At 37.4% G+C, this 16,406-nt stretch carries 16 protein-coding genes and 3 pseudogenes; 5 read left to right on the top strand and 14 right to left on the bottom strand.

Translation table 11 applies throughout. The features are described 5' to 3' along the window. Positions 1–9: 9 nt before the first annotated feature. From EL076_RS01330 to EL076_RS10550, 5 genes and pseudogenes are all read right to left on the bottom strand, one after another. The gene (locus EL076_RS01330) at positions 10–2,148 is read right to left on the bottom strand and encodes an SH3 domain-containing protein (protein ID WP_037621592.1); all 2,139 of its coding nucleotides are present in this window, start codon (positions 2,146–2,148) and stop codon (positions 10–12) included. Between the two features lie 209 nt (positions 2,149–2,357). Next, the gene (locus EL076_RS01325; RefSeq protein ID WP_003098069.1) at positions 2,358–3,722 is read right to left on the bottom strand and encodes a S8 family peptidase; all 1,365 of its coding nucleotides are present in this window, start codon (positions 3,720–3,722) and stop codon (positions 2,358–2,360) included. A 9-nt stretch (positions 3,723–3,731) separates the two neighbouring features. Next, a pseudogene (locus EL076_RS01320) lies at positions 3,732–4,033 on the bottom strand (ATP-binding cassette domain-containing protein); the annotation flags it as partial. A 260-nt stretch (positions 4,034–4,293) separates the two neighbouring features. After that, positions 4,294–4,383, bottom strand: a pseudogene (locus EL076_RS10395) (type A2 lanthipeptide); the annotation flags it as partial. Positions 4,384–4,580: 197 nt separating this feature from the next. Beyond that, positions 4,581–4,835, bottom strand: a complete 255-nt coding sequence (locus EL076_RS10550) for a lacticin 481 family lantibiotic (protein ID WP_374110361.1) — start codon at positions 4,833–4,835, stop codon at positions 4,581–4,583. 197 nt (positions 4,836–5,032) lie between these two features. Here EL076_RS10550 and EL076_RS01305 point away from each other — a divergent pair, with 197 nt between their 5' ends. Together EL076_RS01305 and EL076_RS01300 are read left to right on the top strand one after the other, a co-directional pair. Beyond that, entirely contained in the window at positions 5,033–5,731 is a 699-nt protein-coding gene (locus tag EL076_RS01305; protein ID WP_003098075.1) for a response regulator transcription factor, read from the top strand. A 17-nt stretch (positions 5,732–5,748) separates the two neighbouring features. After that, on the top strand, positions 5,749–7,101 hold the full coding sequence (locus tag EL076_RS01300) for a sensor histidine kinase (protein WP_126428967.1): 1,353 nt from the start codon (positions 5,749–5,751) through the stop codon (positions 7,099–7,101). 176 nt (positions 7,102–7,277) lie between these two features. Here EL076_RS01300 and EL076_RS10545 read toward each other — a convergent pair whose 3' ends face one another. Then, the gene (locus EL076_RS10545) at positions 7,278–7,496 is read right to left on the bottom strand and encodes an integrase core domain-containing protein (RefSeq protein WP_081448752.1); all 219 of its coding nucleotides are present in this window, start codon (positions 7,494–7,496) and stop codon (positions 7,278–7,280) included. An 8-nt stretch (positions 7,497–7,504) separates the two neighbouring features. Here EL076_RS10545 and EL076_RS10460 point away from each other — a divergent pair. Continuing rightward, a pseudogene (locus EL076_RS10460) lies at positions 7,505–7,636 on the top strand (YciI family protein); the annotation flags it as partial. Between the two features lie 93 nt (positions 7,637–7,729). Here the strand turns inward: EL076_RS10460 and EL076_RS01285 are convergent. The 4 genes from EL076_RS01285 to leuS all read right to left on the bottom strand — a co-directional run bounded on the left by EL076_RS01285 (position 7,730) and on the right by leuS (position 12,798). Beyond that, on the bottom strand, positions 7,730–8,143 hold the full coding sequence (locus EL076_RS01285; RefSeq protein WP_003095191.1) for a YjdF family protein: 414 nt from the start codon (positions 8,141–8,143) through the stop codon (positions 7,730–7,732). 141 nt (positions 8,144–8,284) lie between these two features. Next, positions 8,285–9,517: an acyl-CoA thioesterase/bile acid-CoA:amino acid N-acyltransferase family protein gene (locus tag EL076_RS01280; RefSeq protein ID WP_126428965.1), complete on the bottom strand. Its 1,233-nt coding sequence runs from the start codon at positions 9,515–9,517 to the stop codon at positions 8,285–8,287. Between the two features lie 58 nt (positions 9,518–9,575). Next, on the bottom strand, positions 9,576–10,031 hold the full coding sequence (locus EL076_RS01275; protein ID WP_126428963.1) for a MarR family winged helix-turn-helix transcriptional regulator: 456 nt from the start codon (positions 10,029–10,031) through the stop codon (positions 9,576–9,578). A gap of 265 nt (positions 10,032–10,296) precedes the next feature. Then, positions 10,297–12,798: a leucine--tRNA ligase gene (leuS, locus tag EL076_RS01270; RefSeq protein WP_126428961.1), complete on the bottom strand. Its 2,502-nt coding sequence runs from the start codon at positions 12,796–12,798 to the stop codon at positions 10,297–10,299. A 173-nt stretch (positions 12,799–12,971) separates the two neighbouring features. Between leuS and EL076_RS01265 the strand changes: the two genes are divergently transcribed. Further along, positions 12,972–13,739: a DeoR/GlpR family DNA-binding transcription regulator gene (locus EL076_RS01265; RefSeq protein WP_126428959.1), complete on the top strand. Its 768-nt coding sequence runs from the start codon at positions 12,972–12,974 to the stop codon at positions 13,737–13,739. Beyond that, positions 13,732–14,541: a Cof-type HAD-IIB family hydrolase gene (locus EL076_RS01260; protein WP_126428957.1), complete on the top strand. Its 810-nt coding sequence runs from the start codon at positions 13,732–13,734 to the stop codon at positions 14,539–14,541. Before EL076_RS01265 ends, EL076_RS01260 begins: the two co-directional genes overlap by 8 nt. A gap of 131 nt (positions 14,542–14,672) precedes the next feature. Here the strand turns inward: EL076_RS01260 and EL076_RS01255 are convergent, their stop codons facing one another. The 4 genes from EL076_RS01255 to rpmG all read right to left on the bottom strand — a co-directional run bounded on the left by EL076_RS01255 (position 14,673) and on the right by rpmG (position 16,366). Next, positions 14,673–15,161 (bottom strand): phosphatase PAP2 family protein, encoded by a 489-nt coding sequence (locus EL076_RS01255; protein ID WP_039976626.1) that lies wholly within the window; start codon positions 15,159–15,161, stop codon positions 14,673–14,675. Positions 15,162–15,288: 127 nt separating this feature from the next. Beyond that, positions 15,289–15,828 (bottom strand): transcription termination/antitermination protein NusG, encoded by a 540-nt coding sequence (gene nusG / locus EL076_RS01250; RefSeq protein WP_002883644.1) that lies wholly within the window; start codon positions 15,826–15,828, stop codon positions 15,289–15,291. A 200-nt stretch (positions 15,829–16,028) separates the two neighbouring features. Then, positions 16,029–16,205, bottom strand: a complete 177-nt coding sequence (secE, locus tag EL076_RS01245; protein WP_003095130.1) for a preprotein translocase subunit SecE — start codon at positions 16,203–16,205, stop codon at positions 16,029–16,031. Between the two features lie 8 nt (positions 16,206–16,213). After that, positions 16,214–16,366 (bottom strand): 50S ribosomal protein L33, encoded by a 153-nt coding sequence (gene rpmG / locus EL076_RS01240; RefSeq protein ID WP_002886472.1) that lies wholly within the window; start codon positions 16,364–16,366, stop codon positions 16,214–16,216. Positions 16,367–16,406 lie beyond the last annotated feature (40 nt).

Genomic DNA, 16,406 nt, shown 5'->3' with positions numbered 1-16,406 from the left:
TTCACCTATCTATGCTACTGCTACGCTGATATATCGTCTGTTGCCTGAGAATGAAACGTAGCTAATCCAATAATGGCCATCAGACAAAAGTACCTTGTCGTAATTAACACCGTCTCCGGCATCGTAATAAGCCAGTTCTGGTGAGGACATTTTAGGTTCTGCTTTTATACTAGCATGTCCTGAGAAAGTATATCGCCCTTTATCAGGGATAGAAGGTCTTACAACTGCTTTTACAATAGTCGTGGTACCACCTACTCCAACCATTTTGCCGTCGTTTTGAACATAGTACAAGTGAACATTATATTCTCCTAGAGAATTTTTGTGATCACTTGGATTCACGGAAACTTTGTAAGTTCCATCACCTTGCTTAGCTGCAACATACCAGATAATATCATCTTGTCCATTTTCGCTTGACCAAGTTGGTACTTTTACTTCTTTGACACCATTAGGACTTGAAACATTTGAAATGATAACATCAAATGTACCCGTTTGGTCGTTTTTATTTGTGATGGAAATTGTTCCTGTTGGTTCAGCTCTACTTGGAGCCACTGGGGCCGTAGAGGTTCCACTAGTTGTTGGTTGAGTCGCTACTTGATTGATAGCGATATATCTGCGAGCTCCTGAATAAGAAACATAGGAAATCCATTCATAGTTATCGGCTACTAATGTCTTATCATAGTTAACAGAACTTCCATTGTCGTAGTATGCAATGTCAGCACTGGAAATTTTAGGTTCTGATTTGATCCCTTTTCGGCTAGTAAAACGATAAATACCTGAACTTGGTAAAGAGCTAGTCGCTTGACCACTTGTACTTGGAGTAGTGACTGGAGTCGTTGGTCGGGTCGCTACTTGATTGATGGCAATATATCTGCGGGCACCTGAATAAGAGACATAAGAAATCCATTCGTAATTGTCTGCTATTACAGTCTTATCATAGTTAACAGAGCTTCCATTGTCATAGTAAGCGATATCTGCGCTAGAAATCCTAGGTTCTGACTTAATCCCTTTGCGATTAGTGAATCTATAAGTACCTGAACTTGGCAAAGAACCACCGGTACTTGTTCCTGCTGAAGGTGTTGTACTGATTGGAGTTGAAGGCGTACCACTTAAATCTTTGAAGTGAATAAATCCCGCGGGTTTAGAAGTAGGTTGTGTTTGGGTGTGATATGTGTAGTCCATTCCTCCATTTCTAATCCAGTTATACTCTTCAACAACAATGTTACCTCCAACAATCTCAGCGACCCAAGCTACGTGTCCGTAACCACCATCAGTATAGTAAGCTACAGAACCCACTGCTGGAGTGTTATCTACTCTATATCCTAGGCTTCTTGCAACAGCTCCCCACTGTGCTCCATTTCCCATAGCTCTTGGAACTTCAAAGTGGTTAACATTATGCAAGCGATTAGCTACAAATGAGGTGCAATTTCCTGTGTAATATCCCCAAGAGTCCACAGAGTTGGGATTATTTCTCCAAGAAGCAGGGTAGTCATCACCGATAGCTCGTCCTGATCTTGTATTAGCACCATCAGATAATTTGCTATTTTGATTTTGATTCAAGAAATCTTCAACAGTTGCTAAATCATCATCCAGACTTCCTTCGTCATCTACTTTTGTAGTAGCTTTATCTGTGCTTTGATTATCTGCAGGAGTCGTAGGAGCTTCTACGACTTCAGATACCTTGTCTTCAATATTTTCTGTTTTAACTTCTTTGCTAGACTGATCAACTGATGGTGCAGCTGGGGTAATCTCTTTTGTAGTATGTCCTTCTGCAACACCATTTGAAGTGTTTGTAGATAAATCAGTCCTAGTTGCTTCAGCATTTACATGAGAGTCCTCAGATACAGCAGAACTATTTAAACTGCTCCCTGTTCCTTTGGTAGCCTGCGCTACTTCTTGATTAACAGTTGGTGTTTCTTGAGCAGTAGAAACTGCTTCTGTAGTTATAGATGTTGTCGTGCTACTACTATCATTAGTCACACTTCCAACTACTTCTGTAGTCGTTACATCATTGGTGTTGGTCAACTCATCTGCAGATGCTCCTTTAGGTGTTCCCAATAAGAACATCCCAATGAGCACCGAAGCTACTCCGATAGAATACTTTCTGATTGAGAAACGTTGGCTTCGCGTCATCCAAAATAATTTTTTCATAGTTTTGTACTCCATTTAAAATGTTTAAACGAACGCATTTAGAGTTTATTCAGAAATTTAGCATACAATAAAGCAAATTCAGAACAACTCTTTATTATTGATATGTGATTATACAACTATTGTTATTTATCCCTAGGATGATGCGAGTCAATATCAAAATCATCCTCTATGATAAGCACTTGATTCATATTAATACCTTCATTAATTGATTATTGAACAAAATTTGTAATGTTCAGCATTCTAAATGAATTGCCATTTCCATCATGACTCAGCCAGCTATTGTCATACAAGATCTTGATAGCTTCATCAGGCTGATTTTTCAAGTGATACTTTTCCATAATTAATCCCAAGGCAGCAGATACTTTTGGTGCTGCGATTGATGTTCCATACGCATAAGTGAACTGTCCTTGAAGTGTTGGAACAATAATCCAATCTCTTTCAAATAATCTCTCTGCCATCCATTTGTCGTATCCAACTGCTGACAACTCTTTAGAACCGCCTCCAGTTGCGTAGATATCCACTTCAGAACCTCTGTTTGAGAAACTAGAAATGCGATCATCAGCGTCCACTGACCCCACTGTAACAACATTATCTAATTCAGCAGGAATATCTTTTACTGAACCATTAACCTGAGCGTAGTCCTTGCCGTTTGAGCTACCAAGGTGATATTTCAATTCCGCTTGATTGTCTAGATTTAATCCTTCATCGCCTACAGAAGCAACAACTACTGAACCTTGCTTATGGGCAAAATTAACGGCCCGTTGATAAATGTTAATGAGTGCTGTTTTATCACTTTCATCAGTCGAATTTTCAAGCAGATATTCTCCGAAACTTAAATTGATGACATCAACATCATCTTTAGCCGCTTGAATCAATGCTTTTAAAATCCATTGATCTTGGGCATTTCCCTCGTCAAAAACACGATACATTCTCACCCTCATGCCAGGAGCAATTCCGAGGTAACTACCGTTTGAGGATATCTGACCGACAACAGATGTTGCATGACCTGTTTTGTCTAAAACATTTTGGTCATCGACAAGACCAGTGGTCGCATCAGCTGCGAAGTTTTTCACGGAAATAATATTAGAAGATATTTCGGAGTTATCGTTTGTAATCCCTGAATCAATAACTCCAATCGTCGCTTCACCTGAAGATTTATGAGTAAACTTAGTCCCTGTGCTAATGCTCTTTTGCATATCCCATTGATTTTCCCAAAAATCAGAATTATCATTCGTATAGACTTGACCTTTATAAGAATAGCTAATATTGGGTTTAACAGTTAGCTTATCATCCTCCACAATCTCTTCAATCTTACTGCTATTTTCCTCTTTCACATCCTGCTTACTTTTCTCTGTGGAGATGGTCATGAAATTTATCTCAGGGATCTTGTCAGTAACTGTGATACCTTCTTTTTCAAATGCTTTCTCCATATCGTCAACTGATTGAGTTTCTCTTAATAATACATTGTACCGAGTTGTTTCAATGTCAGTTGCTTGAACACAACTTGGTGAACTACCAACAAACAATAATATTGACAATACCGTGCTAGCTAATAATAAATCTCTTTTTTTCATAATCACCTATTTTTGAAAAACCAGTAGATTTTCATAACCTGTTAAATTAGGATAATATGATGGTTCTTCAATCATCTAACCGATTTGGTTTAAATACTGTTTATTTTTTGTGATGTTTTCACCATTAATAAGTATTTCTCCTGAAGTTGGCATAACTAACGACAAGATCATTTTCATTGTTGTTGTTTTACCTGCACCATTTGGACCAAGAAAACCATAGATTTCGCCCTCTCGAACAGTAAACTTTTCTAGTTCCACGGTAGTAACTTCTACACTTTAGAAAGCTTGTGTAATTCAATAATATTTTTCATTTTTAACCTCATGTAGCCCAATAATAAAAAATCTATCCTTTTAATTCTGTTTCTATACTGTAATTGTAAATTGACCACCTAAAGATAACATTAAGATACAAGAAATTTTCCCTTAAAGTTTCGAATTAATAAATTCTCGATAACTTATATTTTAGTTTTTAATAATACTTCAGGAAAATATCTCTCAATGAATGTTCTAGGAAAGGCGTCAAACTGACTGTACAAAACTTCTTTCTGATTCATAAGCTAACCTCTTTCAATTAGTAACATGTAAAAATTACTTGTAAATTTTTCCAGTGACATTCAGCAGAGATTGTATTTACTCCGTGCCCTTTACCACTGCCTAAAAGACTATCTAATTCTTAAACTTGAAATTCTTATAATGCCTCAATAGCTTTGGTACGAATTTTATTTTCATCTTAACTACCCCACTTTTTAATATTAAATTTAACGCATATCTATGCTACTTTATACAATAATTTTAAAATTACTGGTTAAAGAAAAGTTTAAGAAAAAATAAAGCTCTAATTTTGCTCTCTTATTATCCCTAATACGATAACAATAGAAAAGTACCACCTTTAAAAGAAAAAACAAAAAGAGGTTTCCCTCTTTTTGTTGCAACATCTAAGATAACCAGACTCATAACATTAAGAACAACAAGTGAATAAAATTGGAATGAATTCATACGATATTCGTGTGAAATAGTTTTAAACACTCCATTTTTCCCAGCACCAATAATTTGATCTAGCTCTTCTAGGCTAATTTCTTTAATTGAATCAACAGCTTCATATTTATTTTGCATAATGCCACCTCTTTTTCGAACCTTGATAGACTGGTTATCTTATTTATTACGAGTTCATTGTAAGACAGGAATACAAATTTATGATAAAGAAAACTTAAAATTATTTTTAAGAATTTTAAATGTCTGAATTTTTTCTTCTGTGACATTATAATTACTTAAATTTATGGTATAATTAAGAAAATTTTTGGAGTTAATATATGAATTTTGAAGTTCAATTACTAAAGAAAAGTATACTAATCGTCGATGATGATGAAGCGCTAAGCGAGTCTATAAAAGAAGTTCTTGCTAGTCGTGGTTTTCAAAATATTCATGTCGCTTACAGCATCAGTGAAGGGATTAATGTTTTCTCAGTATCACATATTGATCTTATTATTTTAGATGTTATGTTGCCAGATGGTGAAGGATATTTACTTTCAGAGTATGTTAGAGAAAGTTCCGATGTTCCTATTTTATTTTTAACCGCTAAAAATAATCCTGACGATGAAATTCGAGGACTTAACTCCGGAGGAGATGACTATGTTACGAAACCATTTTTACCTAAATCTTTAACTTATCGAATTATTGCACTATTAAGGAGGGCATATAAAGATGAGTCAGAAATAATTGAGTTAGATAACTGTACTATAGATTTAAGTAGCGCAAGTGTTAAAAAAAATGATGAAATTTTGTCATTGACACCTACAGAGATACAAATTCTCCGAAAATTATATGCTAATAAAAATTATATCGTCTCTATTGAAACAATTTGTGATACTGTTTGGGGACTTGATAGCTATGGCTGTGAAAAATCTCTCATGGTACATATTCGAAATATAAGAGGAAAAATCGAAGACATTCCTTCTAGACCAAATCACCTAATTACCATCAAAGGTCTCGGTTATAAGCTTGTTATATAGATAATTGAGGGATAGCAATGAATATCTTCAAAAAAATTATACTAAAGTTTATTTTTATTATCATAATTGATATCGTACTACTAATTACTGCCTCTAATTATATTCGCAGCCAACAGTCTGCCTCAAATATAGTTGACAAGATATCCAATGGAATTACTTTTTCTAATGGAAACTATGTAGTAAGTTCAGCCGCAAAAAAGTTAATTGATAAAGATAATTTATGGATAATGGTTATTGATAAAAATAGTGGTAAAGAAAAATTCAATGTTAATAAACCTAAAGAAATAGCCAGTCAATTTAATTTTACTGATGCTATTAGATTCTCTAGATGTTATCTAAAAGATTATCCTGTATTTACTCAACTAAAAGACGACAACGATGATATATATATTATCGCATTTCCAAAAGACAGTATTATACAATACGGCAATAATTACTTTGAATTGAATAGAATCCAAATCATTCCGATTATCATCCTATCAATTATATTTGCTAATATTTTATTTTGTCTCTTACTATATTGTCACAGCCTTACTTTCTTTAACCGAAATATCAAACCAATTATTAACGCAATTAACAACTTACCAAGTGGTATAAACACTCAAGTAAAATCTGTAAAAGAGCTAGATAAATTGACTCTTGCTGTTAATTCTGCAAATCAACAATTACGTGAAAACGAAAATTTTAAAGAAAATTGGATTTCAGGAATAGCTCATGACATAAAAACCCCACTCTCAGTTATCATGGCTAATACATCATTAGCCATTGAAAAAACAGACAATGATGACCTATTAAAAAATTTGAAACCTACACTAGTTGAGAGTCACTATATTCAAAATTTGCTAAACGATCTCAACATATTCGCTAGACTAACAAACGGTAATTTTAAATTAAATCAAGAAATAACAGATATTATCCCCTTCTTTAGGGAAATAATCATACAAATTATTAATGAAGAGATTTGGAATAATTTTAATTTTGAGTTTATTCCTGATAATAAATTGTTGGGTAAAAAAATGTACATTGAAAAATCTTTGATGTCTAGAGTTATTCACAATCTCATTTATAATTCTGTATTGCATAACCCTTCTGGTTGTAATATTCAGATTGTCCTTAACTATATTTCTCGTAATAAATTTTCAGTTATTATACGTGATAATGGAATTGGAACCTCTACAGATAGACTTAAAAATATTAATAAAATTGAGGAATTTAATTTTGATATTTCTGGGGCTCGCAGAAGTGGTATGGGACTAAAAATTTCTAACCAAATTGTTGATTTACATGGAGGTAGTATGATTATCACAAGTGAACAAGGAGAATATTTTCAAACAGAAATTATCCTTCCTATTGAATCACCTACCTTATAGTACCCAGTCATTCCATTTTAAATAATTGAGTTTTGGAATTCTGTCAATATTTTGGACACATTTTAGGAGAAAAATTTGAAGGCTAGCGCCCTTCGGTTGCTGGACTCCTTCTACGAGATCATAAAATGAATTTTATAAGCGCGTAGAAGGAGTGCTATTAACTAAGCAATTTGTTTTTAAAATTCATTCGGACAAAGATAGTTCAGTTTGCTGTGGCGCCTCCTCGAATTATAAAAACCTCCGATATACTTAAAAATACTATCGTAACAGGTCTGAAAATCTTTATAACCAATATTAGCTTCGGCGTAAATACACTCCTTTTTGATCGTTGCGTGAAATGACTCTATACAACTATTGTCATATGGGCATCCCTTAGCACTATAGGAATGTTGAATACAGTGGTGTTCAAGAAATCATTACACACGATCCATTCTATCAAAATGAGATTGCCCAATATGATGTCATTGAATTTGAGGCAAGTAAGTATTGTCCTGAATTTGAACCTATCATCAGTAAAACTTTTGACGACAAGTAACCATATTAGGAAACAGTAAAAAACGACGCTTCAATACTAGTAAAACGGCTCCTTTCTACTTAGAAAAGAGCTGTTTCTATAAAGAGAAACACATTAATGTCCTTTATGCTTCTCTCTTCGTTTTTGCTGTTTGCGTTCAAATTTCTCTTGTTTGAGCAATTGTTTTTGGACACTAGATTGATGTTTTGAAATCTTTTTCCTTTCCTCATACTGCAACTGCAATAGTTCTTTCGACTTGGAAGAAACTTTCTGATTTACTTGTTTCTTCACCATTCGCTGTAATCGTTTAGGATTCTTGACTTTTACATGTTGCTTAACTATAGCTTCTGGACTAAAAGATAATTGAGTAAACTGAGTCTGTAAGATCTCTAGAATTTCATCATCTTTTGGCTCCTGACCAAATGTCACACGACAAACTTGATAAGTTTCTAGATACACTTGTTCGAACAAACCATGCCAAAATCCATCTTCAAAATAAACTGTCAATCCAATTGAAATTGTTTCCACGACAGCACCTCCTTAAATCTATCCCTAAGAATGGACAACCAAGGAGGAAGGTTACTGATAGGCTTGCCTACGTCTGGACTACCAACCAGAACTGTGTTTTTATCTTAGTTGGGACTATTATAGCATATTTATAAGCTATTTTTATTGCTTCTTCAAATGCCTATCAAAAAAATGAATCGTAGCCAGCCAAGAGTCCTTACTCTCTTTCATCAATAAACGCCAATCTTTTCGATAACGGTGATTTGGTTGATAAGTCACTGTCAACATGTGACCTGTTTCATGATATTTTTTAAATGTAATGTGGTGTCCTTTATAATGTGAGACAATATCATCAATTGCTGACGAGGCATCCCATATTTCATCAACAGTACTTCCGAGCAATAAAATTGGCGAAGAGAGTTTACTAATGTCTATCCTAGCAGAGCAATCTTTAGGGATAGGTTTTCTAAAAAGTTTACTGAACAGATAATCTCTAAGTCGAAACTTTTGATAGGGAAGTTCTTTTTGCAAATGCGTCCAAGAAGAAGTATGAGAGTTCCATTTCCCTTCTATCCCTTCATACACCACATCAGAGGGTGAATTTAGCACCAAACATTGAACGTCATTAAAAAGGCTCTCCTCAGCTAAAACCAATTCTGCTCCCTTAGACCGTCCATAGATTCCAATTCTTTCACTATCTACTTGAGGATGCTGACGTAGATAATCCTTTGCCTCCGCAAGACACTCTAAAGGAATACGTTCCAAATATTTTGGCAACCCTTCTAAACCAAAGAAGGCAACTGCTAGGCAAATATAACCTCTAGAAGATAAAATCTGAGCTATATTCTGTGCCTTTTCAATCCGTCCTTCACTACCGCTCACAATAATCAATGCTGGTGCTTTTAGTGACTTTTTATCATAAAATAGTCTCCCTTGAAAATGTTCCCCGTAAATATCTTTATGACTAATTTGCGAACTCATGTAATGTCTTGTGAAAGTTCTCTCTTCAATGACAGTATTTCCTTGCATAATTTTGATATCCACAAAAAAATGAGCTAATAAGGGAATTTCAGAAAGAGAGTTTGGAAGTTTCTTTCTCTCATTGGTCAAGGGCTTAGCATTAAAAAATAGTCCCATTGTTGAAATGCCTTCATAAGAGCCAGAACAAGATGGAGTTTGTGACATATCAATAATACCATTCTTATCTGATACAAAAGCCCCTGTTGATCTCCATAAAACATCATGAGCTAAAAGCATGGGAGCATTGATACAATAATAATCAGTTAGGTACATCTCGACTCGATATGTTTCTCTTGGTTTTAAGCCATTGATGACAATATTAAAAGATTCGTCTGCTAACTCAGACTCTGAGATAAGTTCAATTTGTATATTCATATCTTCCTCTTTTTTTGTTAATATAATTAACAATATGGTTTTAAAATTACCGTGACTTTTACCACGGTAACTCTCGCCATACCTGTTCAACATCATCCATCAGTTTCATAACCATTTGAAGGTCCTCTTCACTATAGTTTCTTAAAACTGAAAAAATGGTTTTTTCAATATGTTCTTGCTGCTCTTTATGGACGTTAAAAACGTCAACCCCTTTTTTGGATAATATCAGATATTTATTTTTTTCATTATCCTGTGCAAATTCAAAAGCAACGAGGTCTTTCTTGGTTAAACGTCTAACACTCTGAGTAATAGCGCTCCTTGATACTTCAAGTAACTCAGATAATTTCACTAGATTCACAGGCTGATTCCAACCTATTAAATCAATCAAATGGACTTCATTAATAGTGATTGATTTATCAATACTATTTCTATGCTGATTCTTTTTCAACCGTTCAAAGGCTAAGGCAAAGCTGTTAAAACGATTATTAAACTTATGCAGTTCTTTCTTATTCATAGTTTCCTTCTTTTTGTTAATGATATTAACAAAATATCGTTTTCTTGTCAAGAAGAGTAAAAAATCCTCCAGAGCTTAGCTCCGAAGGATTCATTTTTATTTCACAACGATATTAACGAGTGTATTAGGCTCAAACAGTTTGGGAAACTGTTTGAGGTTGAGCATGAACAAATAAATCGGTTATTTCACAACAATGTTGACAAGTTTGTTCGGCTTCAATAGTCCAGTGGACTGTTGAAGGTAGCAGATAAGGCTAATAAACTCGTTATTTAACGACAATATTAACGAGTTTATTAGGTACACTAATTACTTTCACAATTTCCTTGCCATCGATCTCTGCTTTGACTTTTTCGTTAGCAAGAGCTACTTCTTGCAACTCTTCGCGTGAAAGATCTTTAGCAACCATGAGTTTGGCACGGACTTTACCTTTGATTTGAACGACGATTTCGATTTCGTCTTCAACCAATTTGCTTTCATCCCATGTTGGCCAAGCTACATAAGAGATAGACTCACCTGTTTCTGCGACTGTTTGCCAGATTTCTTCTGCTAAGTGAGGCGCAAATGGAGCGATCAATTGGATAAATCCTTTGGCGTAATCCACATAGAGTTTGTCTTCCTTGTTAGCCGCGTTGACAAAGACCATGAGTTGAGCAATGGCTGTGTTAAATTTCATCAACTCGATTTGCTCAGTAACAGATTTAACGGTTTCGTTATAAACCTTATCAAGAGCACCATTGTTTTCCGCAACGATTTCTTTACTTGTAATCAAACGGTAAACACGGTCAAGGAATTTACGGCTTCCTTCCAATCCTTCTTCAGACCAAGCGATTGAAGCATCGAGTGGTCCCATGAACATTTCATAGACACGAAGGGTATCAGCACCGTATTGTTCCACCACATCGTCTGGGTTGACAACGTTCTTGAGGGATTTAGACATCTTGGCTGGTGCTTGCTCCAATTCTTCTCCTGTTTCCACATGAAAGAAGGAACCGTCACGTTTTTCAACTTTGTCAGTTGCCACAAGAGCTCCACGGTGGTCACGGTAGCTTGTTCCCAAAATCATTCCTTGGTTAAAGAGTTTTTGGAATGGCTCCTTAGTTGGTACAACACCAAGGTCATAGAGGAATTTATGCCAAAAACGAGCGTAAAGCAAGTGAAGCACGGCATGCTCTGCACCACCCACGTAGATATCAACTGGCAACCATTGTTTGAGGAGGTCCTCGTCAGCCAATTTCTCTGTGTTGTGTGGATCGATATAGCGGAGGTAGTACCAGCTTGAACCTGCCCATTGTGGCATAGTATTCGTCTCACGACGACCTTTGACGCCATCTTCACGAGTCACTTCAAGCCAGTCTGTCAAGTTAGCCAATGGGCTTTCACCAGTACCTGAAGGGCGAATGTCCTTGGTTACTGGCAAGACAAGTGGGAGTTCACTTTCTGGAACAGCTGTTGAAGTACCGTCTTCCCAATGAATAATTGGGATTGGTTCACCCCAGTAACGTTGACGGCTAAAGAGCCAGTCACGAAGACGGTAAGTGATTTTTTCTTGACCAAAGCCTTTTTCTTCTAGCCAAGCCACAATTTTAGCAATCGCTTCTTCTTTGTTGAGACCGTTCAAGAAGTCAGAGTTAACGTGAAGGCCATCTTCTGTATAAGCAGCCTCTTCAACATTTCCACCTTCAAGTACTTCTACGATTGGAAGGTCAAACTGTTTTGCAAATTCCCAGTCACGCTCATCGTGGGCAGGTACGGCCATAACAGCACCTGTTCCGTAGCTGGCAAGAACATAGTCAGCAATCCAGATTGGGATTTCTTTACCATTGACAGGGTTGACAGCATAAGCACCAGTCCAAACCCCTGTTTTGTCCTTGGCAAGGTCTGTACGAGCCAAGTCTGATTTAAGGCTGGCTTGATGTTTGTAGTCAGATACAGCCTCAGCTTGTCCAGGTGTTGTGATGGCATCTACCAAGTCATGCTCAGGAGCCAAAACAGTGAAGGTCGCACCAAAAAGAGTATCTGGACGTGTCGTAAAGACTGTGAATTCCTTGTCTGTTCCTTTTACTTTGAAAGTGACATTGGCACCAGTTGATTTCCCAATCCAGTTGCGTTGCATGTCCTTGATAGACTCTGGCCAGTCAAGGTCATCCAAGTCATTGAGCAAGCGCTCAGCATAGGCAGTGATTTTGAGCATCCATTGGCGCATTGGTTTGCGGACAACTGGATAGCCACCACGCTCAGATGTTCCATCTGGAAGAACTTCTTCGTTGGCGATAGCTGTTCCCAATTCTTCAACCCAGTTTACTGGCACTTCAGCTTCATAAGCCAAACCTTTTTCGTAAAGCTTAGTGAAGATCCATTGCGTCCATTTGTAGTAGTTCGGATCTGTAGTATTGACTTCACGGTCCCAGTCGTAAGAGAATCCAAGCGCATTGATTTGGCGTTTGAAGTTGGCAATGTTTTCTGCTGTGAATTCTGCTGGATCATTACCTGTATCCATAGCGTATTGCTCTGCAGGCAAACCAAAGGCATCCCATCCCATTGGGTGAAGGACATTGTAACCTTGCGCACGTTTGAAACGGCTGAGGATATCAGTCGCTGTGTAGCCTTCTGGGTGTCCTACGTGAAGACCCGCTCCAGATGGGTAAGGGAACATGTCAAGCGCATAAAACTTAGGTTTTGAGGCATCTGTTCCTGTCTTAAACGTGTGATTGTCAGCCCAGTATTTTTGCCACTTAGGCTCGATTTCTTTATGATTGTAAAAACTCATGGTTTCTCTCCAATATTCGTAATGCTTCTATTATAGCATTTTTGAGGGATTTTTAAAGATGATAAGGGAAGTTTAAGAGACGAATTAACCTTATTCCAGTTTGCATTTTTTTGCATTTTTGTTTACAAAAAAGGCAAAAAAATGCTATTCTAGTATTAGAAAGTAGGTGACTCATGTATCAAGAACAACGGCTTGAGAGAATTTTGATTCTCTTGGAAGAGAGAGGAAACCTATCTGTCAAGGAAATGGTTGATGAATTAGAAGTTTCCAAAGATACTATCAGAAGAGATTTCGACTGTCTCAGCCAGAGGAATTTGGCTCAGCGTACTCATGGTGGCATTCTTCCAGTAAAAAATACCACTGTTCTTGGCTTCCAGGAACGTCAGAAAGGACTCACTGAAGACAAGAAAAAAATGGCAGATCTAGTGCTTAGCTTGGTCAAAGACCAATCTCTACTCTTCTTCGATGTCTCTACCTTGATGCTTGAAGTCTCACAAAAATTGACTAAGAAGGTCACTATCTACTCCCACTCTTTGGACAACGCCTTGGTCCTAAGTGGTAAAGAAGGCGTCGACTTTCATCTCTTGGGAGGAAGATTTTACAGCAAAAACCGCTTCTACTATTCGCTTCACGAAGCCCAGCTCTTGCAACATCTACAATTTGACTTAGCCTTCTTCGGAGCGGCCAGTCTCAGTCAAGGAGTGGTCAGCTATGAAGATGAAGAGGACGTTGCTGTCAAACAACTAGCCATGCAAGCTGCTCGAACCAAGATTCTTATTGCTGAATCTGATAAATATGAAAAGCATTCCAAATATATATTGGGCAAGATTGAAGACTTTGACTACTGGATTACAGATAAGGAACCTGATCCTGATTTGGTCGAGGCTCTTAAAGATAAAATAACGATTTTATACGATGGAAAGGATAGCGACTATGAGTAATATTCGTTTGATTATCAGTGACATTGATGGCACTATTCTCACTAGTAACCACCAGATGGATGAGCAACTGATTGAGGTAATGCCAGAGCTTGAAAAGGCAAATATTCCCTTTGTTTTAGCTTCTGCCCGTTCGCCACTAGGGATGCAACCAATTGCTCATAAACTGGGACTTCATAACAACCCCATCGCCTGCTACAACGGCGCCTTAGTACTTGAGGGTGATCGTACTATTATCCAACACCCTGTGGATAAAGCTGAGATTCAAGAGCTTCTTAACTACTTATCCACAGATTACCCAAGTGTCTCTGTGAATATCTACTCTGGCAAGGACTGGATTACCAACCAACTAGACAAATGGTCTCAGTTGGAAGGAAGTATCACGGGTGAATCTCCTATCATTAAGGAACTGCAAGACACGGTCTCAGACTCAGAACCACCTATCCACAAGCTATTGTTGATTGATGAGCCTGAAGTTATCCAGGACCTCCACCAAAAACTCCTAAGCATGGATTTTCCACAGACAGCCTTTTACTTGTCCAAAGATAATTATCTTGAAGTCACTGCCAAACACGTTTCTAAAGAACACGCTCTCCTTGAAGTTGCCAAATATTATGACCTTCCTCTTGAAGAAGTCATGACCATCGGAGATAACTTCAACGATAGTCCCATGCTAGCTCTGGCTGGTCTAGGAATTGCCATGGGCAATGCACCTGAAGGGGTTAAGGAAACTGCAAACTTAGTAACGGCCTCAAATGATGAGCATGGTGTCGCTCAAGCCATTACAGAACATGTCCTAAAATAAGCTAACCTCTAATGGTGGGAACAACCTTTAATTGCCAACTCGAATGTTAGAACGAAAGGAAAGGTGCCCTAGAGGTGCCTTTTCTTTTTCAACGAAAAAAGCCTTCCTCTCTCGAAGAAGACCCAAATTTTCTAAAGATAAAGAAGGAGACCTACAAGAATTCCAATAACATAGCCTGCCAAAACATCACTTGGATAGTGAACACCACCTAGCACGCGCAAAAGGGATAGAGCACCAGCCAGAAAAAGCATAGTCCCACCTAGCCAGGGGTTAAGCGTCAATGCCAACATAGCAATGACAGTCGCTGAGAAAACATGCCGACTGGGAAACGACTTACCCAGACTGTCCTTCTTAATAAGTGGCTGAATGTCCCAGGTCTGATATGGGCGTGGGCGATTATAAAAGCTACGACCAAGAGAAAGAAGGAAAAAGCCTCCCCCCATAATAAGCACTGTCGTAGAGAGAACAAACCAGCCATTCCTTAGCCAAACCAAACTAATAAATATCGGAAAAAGCAGGTAAAAAGTCCTTGTGATAGCCTTGTTCAATCCTCCTAAGACCCTAGCATAAGGACGCAATGGACCGCTAATCCTATTGTAAAATTGTTTATAATTCATCATCATCCGTTAGAAAAAGGGAGTGACACAGAACTAAATTTCAAAAATCTAGCTTCTAGCCTCTCCCTCAAGTTTAATGAGATAGTCTTCCAAGGTTGAAGTCTCTTAGCCCAACCTCTTTTTGTCTATCTTAAAGTTCAGCGATTTGGTAAAGTTCAAGTTCAGCAGCTGTTTCTGAACCAAACATATTAATCATGATTTTAACCTTGTTGTTTTCAATTTCTACAACACGGCCTTCTTGACCCATAAAGGCACCATCGATGATTTGAACCACATCTCCAACCTTGATATTAGTATCAAAGACATCAACAGTTTGACCCATTGAAATCAAGATTTGACGGATTTCTTCTTCCAAAAGTGGTGTTGGTTTAGAACGGTTACCGTGAGAACCAACGAAACCAGTAACGTTCGGAGTATTACGGACAACGAACCAGGCTTCGTCTGTCATTACCATCTCAACAAGAACGTAACCAGGGAAGCGGTTTTCTTCCACTTCTTTAACTTTACCGTTTTTCTCAACATTGACCGTTTGAGTTGGGATTTCAACACGCAAGATATTTTCAAGCATGTTATAAGTTTGAGCACGTTGCAAAAGATTTTCTTTAACTTTATTTTCGTATCCTGAATACGTTTGAAGGACGAACCAGCCCTTGTCGAATGAATCTAGCATTTTAGGATTCCTTTCTTTGTTCTAAATGACATTTAAACACCATTGACCATCAATCTTCGAGGCGCAAGCGTTAAATGTAAATGAATGCCTATGTTTTAATTCAAAGCGTAATAAAAAAGCCTGATGGCCCTTGTTCTCGCTTTTATCTACATTTATTATAACAAAAAAGAGCAGGCATGCCCACTCTTTTTATGTTTTCTTTAGAAAAAGTTAATCAGTGCTGACATAGCGCGACTCAACAATTCATCAAACGCATAGATGATGACAGTGAAGAATGCAGTATACTCAAGAACTGAACTAAAATCGTGCCAGCGTTGTTTACGGTCTGGCCAAGTCGTGTCTTTCAAGACTTTGAAAATACTTCCAGTTTGTCTCACGGTGTCTCCTATCTTGTTTCCTTATGCAAGGTGTATTTTTTACAATGTTTACAAAATTTGTTAACTTCTAGTCGTGTTGGTTTGGGAGTACTACTAACATTAATTGAGTAGTTTCGACTCCCACATTCAGCACACGCTAGGCTTGCTTTTTTCTGTGCCATAACGCCTCCGTTTTTTATCTTACCACTTTTAAATGCAATT

It is taken from the genome of Streptococcus vestibularis (assembly GCF_900636445.1).
GTDB classification, from domain to species: Bacteria; Bacillota; Bacilli; order Lactobacillales; family Streptococcaceae; genus Streptococcus; species Streptococcus vestibularis.
This window is presented reverse-complemented; position numbering and strand designations above follow the sequence as displayed.

Excerpts from the sequence above, each read along its gene's own strand:
- EL076_RS01330 (WP_037621592.1), bottom strand. The coding sequence starts at position 2,148 with ATGAAAAAATTATTTTGGATGACGCGAAGCCAACGTTTCTCAATCAGA.
- EL076_RS01325 (WP_003098069.1), bottom strand. The coding sequence starts at position 3,722 with ATGAAAAAAAGAGATTTATTATTAGCTAGCACGGTATTGTCAATATTA.
- EL076_RS10550 (WP_374110361.1), bottom strand. The coding sequence starts at position 4,835 with ATGCAAAATAAATATGAAGCTGTTGATTCAATTAAAGAAATTAGCCTA.
- EL076_RS01305 (WP_003098075.1), top strand. The coding sequence starts at position 5,033 with ATGAATTTTGAAGTTCAATTACTAAAGAAAAGTATACTAATCGTCGAT.
- EL076_RS01300 (WP_126428967.1), top strand. The coding sequence starts at position 5,749 with ATGAATATCTTCAAAAAAATTATACTAAAGTTTATTTTTATTATCATA.
- EL076_RS01280 (WP_126428965.1), bottom strand. The coding sequence starts at position 9,517 with ATGAATATACAAATTGAACTTATCTCAGAGTCTGAGTTAGCAGACGAA.
- EL076_RS01275 (WP_126428963.1), bottom strand. The coding sequence starts at position 10,031 with ATGAATAAGAAAGAACTGCATAAGTTTAATAATCGTTTTAACAGCTTT.
- leuS (WP_126428961.1), bottom strand. The coding sequence starts at position 12,798 with ATGAGTTTTTACAATCATAAAGAAATCGAGCCTAAGTGGCAAAAATAC.
- EL076_RS01265 (WP_126428959.1), top strand. The coding sequence starts at position 12,972 with ATGTATCAAGAACAACGGCTTGAGAGAATTTTGATTCTCTTGGAAGAG.
- EL076_RS01260 (WP_126428957.1), top strand. The coding sequence starts at position 13,732 with ATGAGTAATATTCGTTTGATTATCAGTGACATTGATGGCACTATTCTC.
- EL076_RS01255 (WP_039976626.1), bottom strand. The coding sequence starts at position 15,161 with ATGATGAATTATAAACAATTTTACAATAGGATTAGCGGTCCATTGCGT.
- nusG (WP_002883644.1), bottom strand. The coding sequence starts at position 15,828 with ATGCTAGATTCATTCGACAAGGGCTGGTTCGTCCTTCAAACGTATTCA.
- rpmG (WP_002886472.1), bottom strand. The coding sequence starts at position 16,366 with ATGGCACAGAAAAAAGCAAGCCTAGCGTGTGCTGAATGTGGGAGTCGA.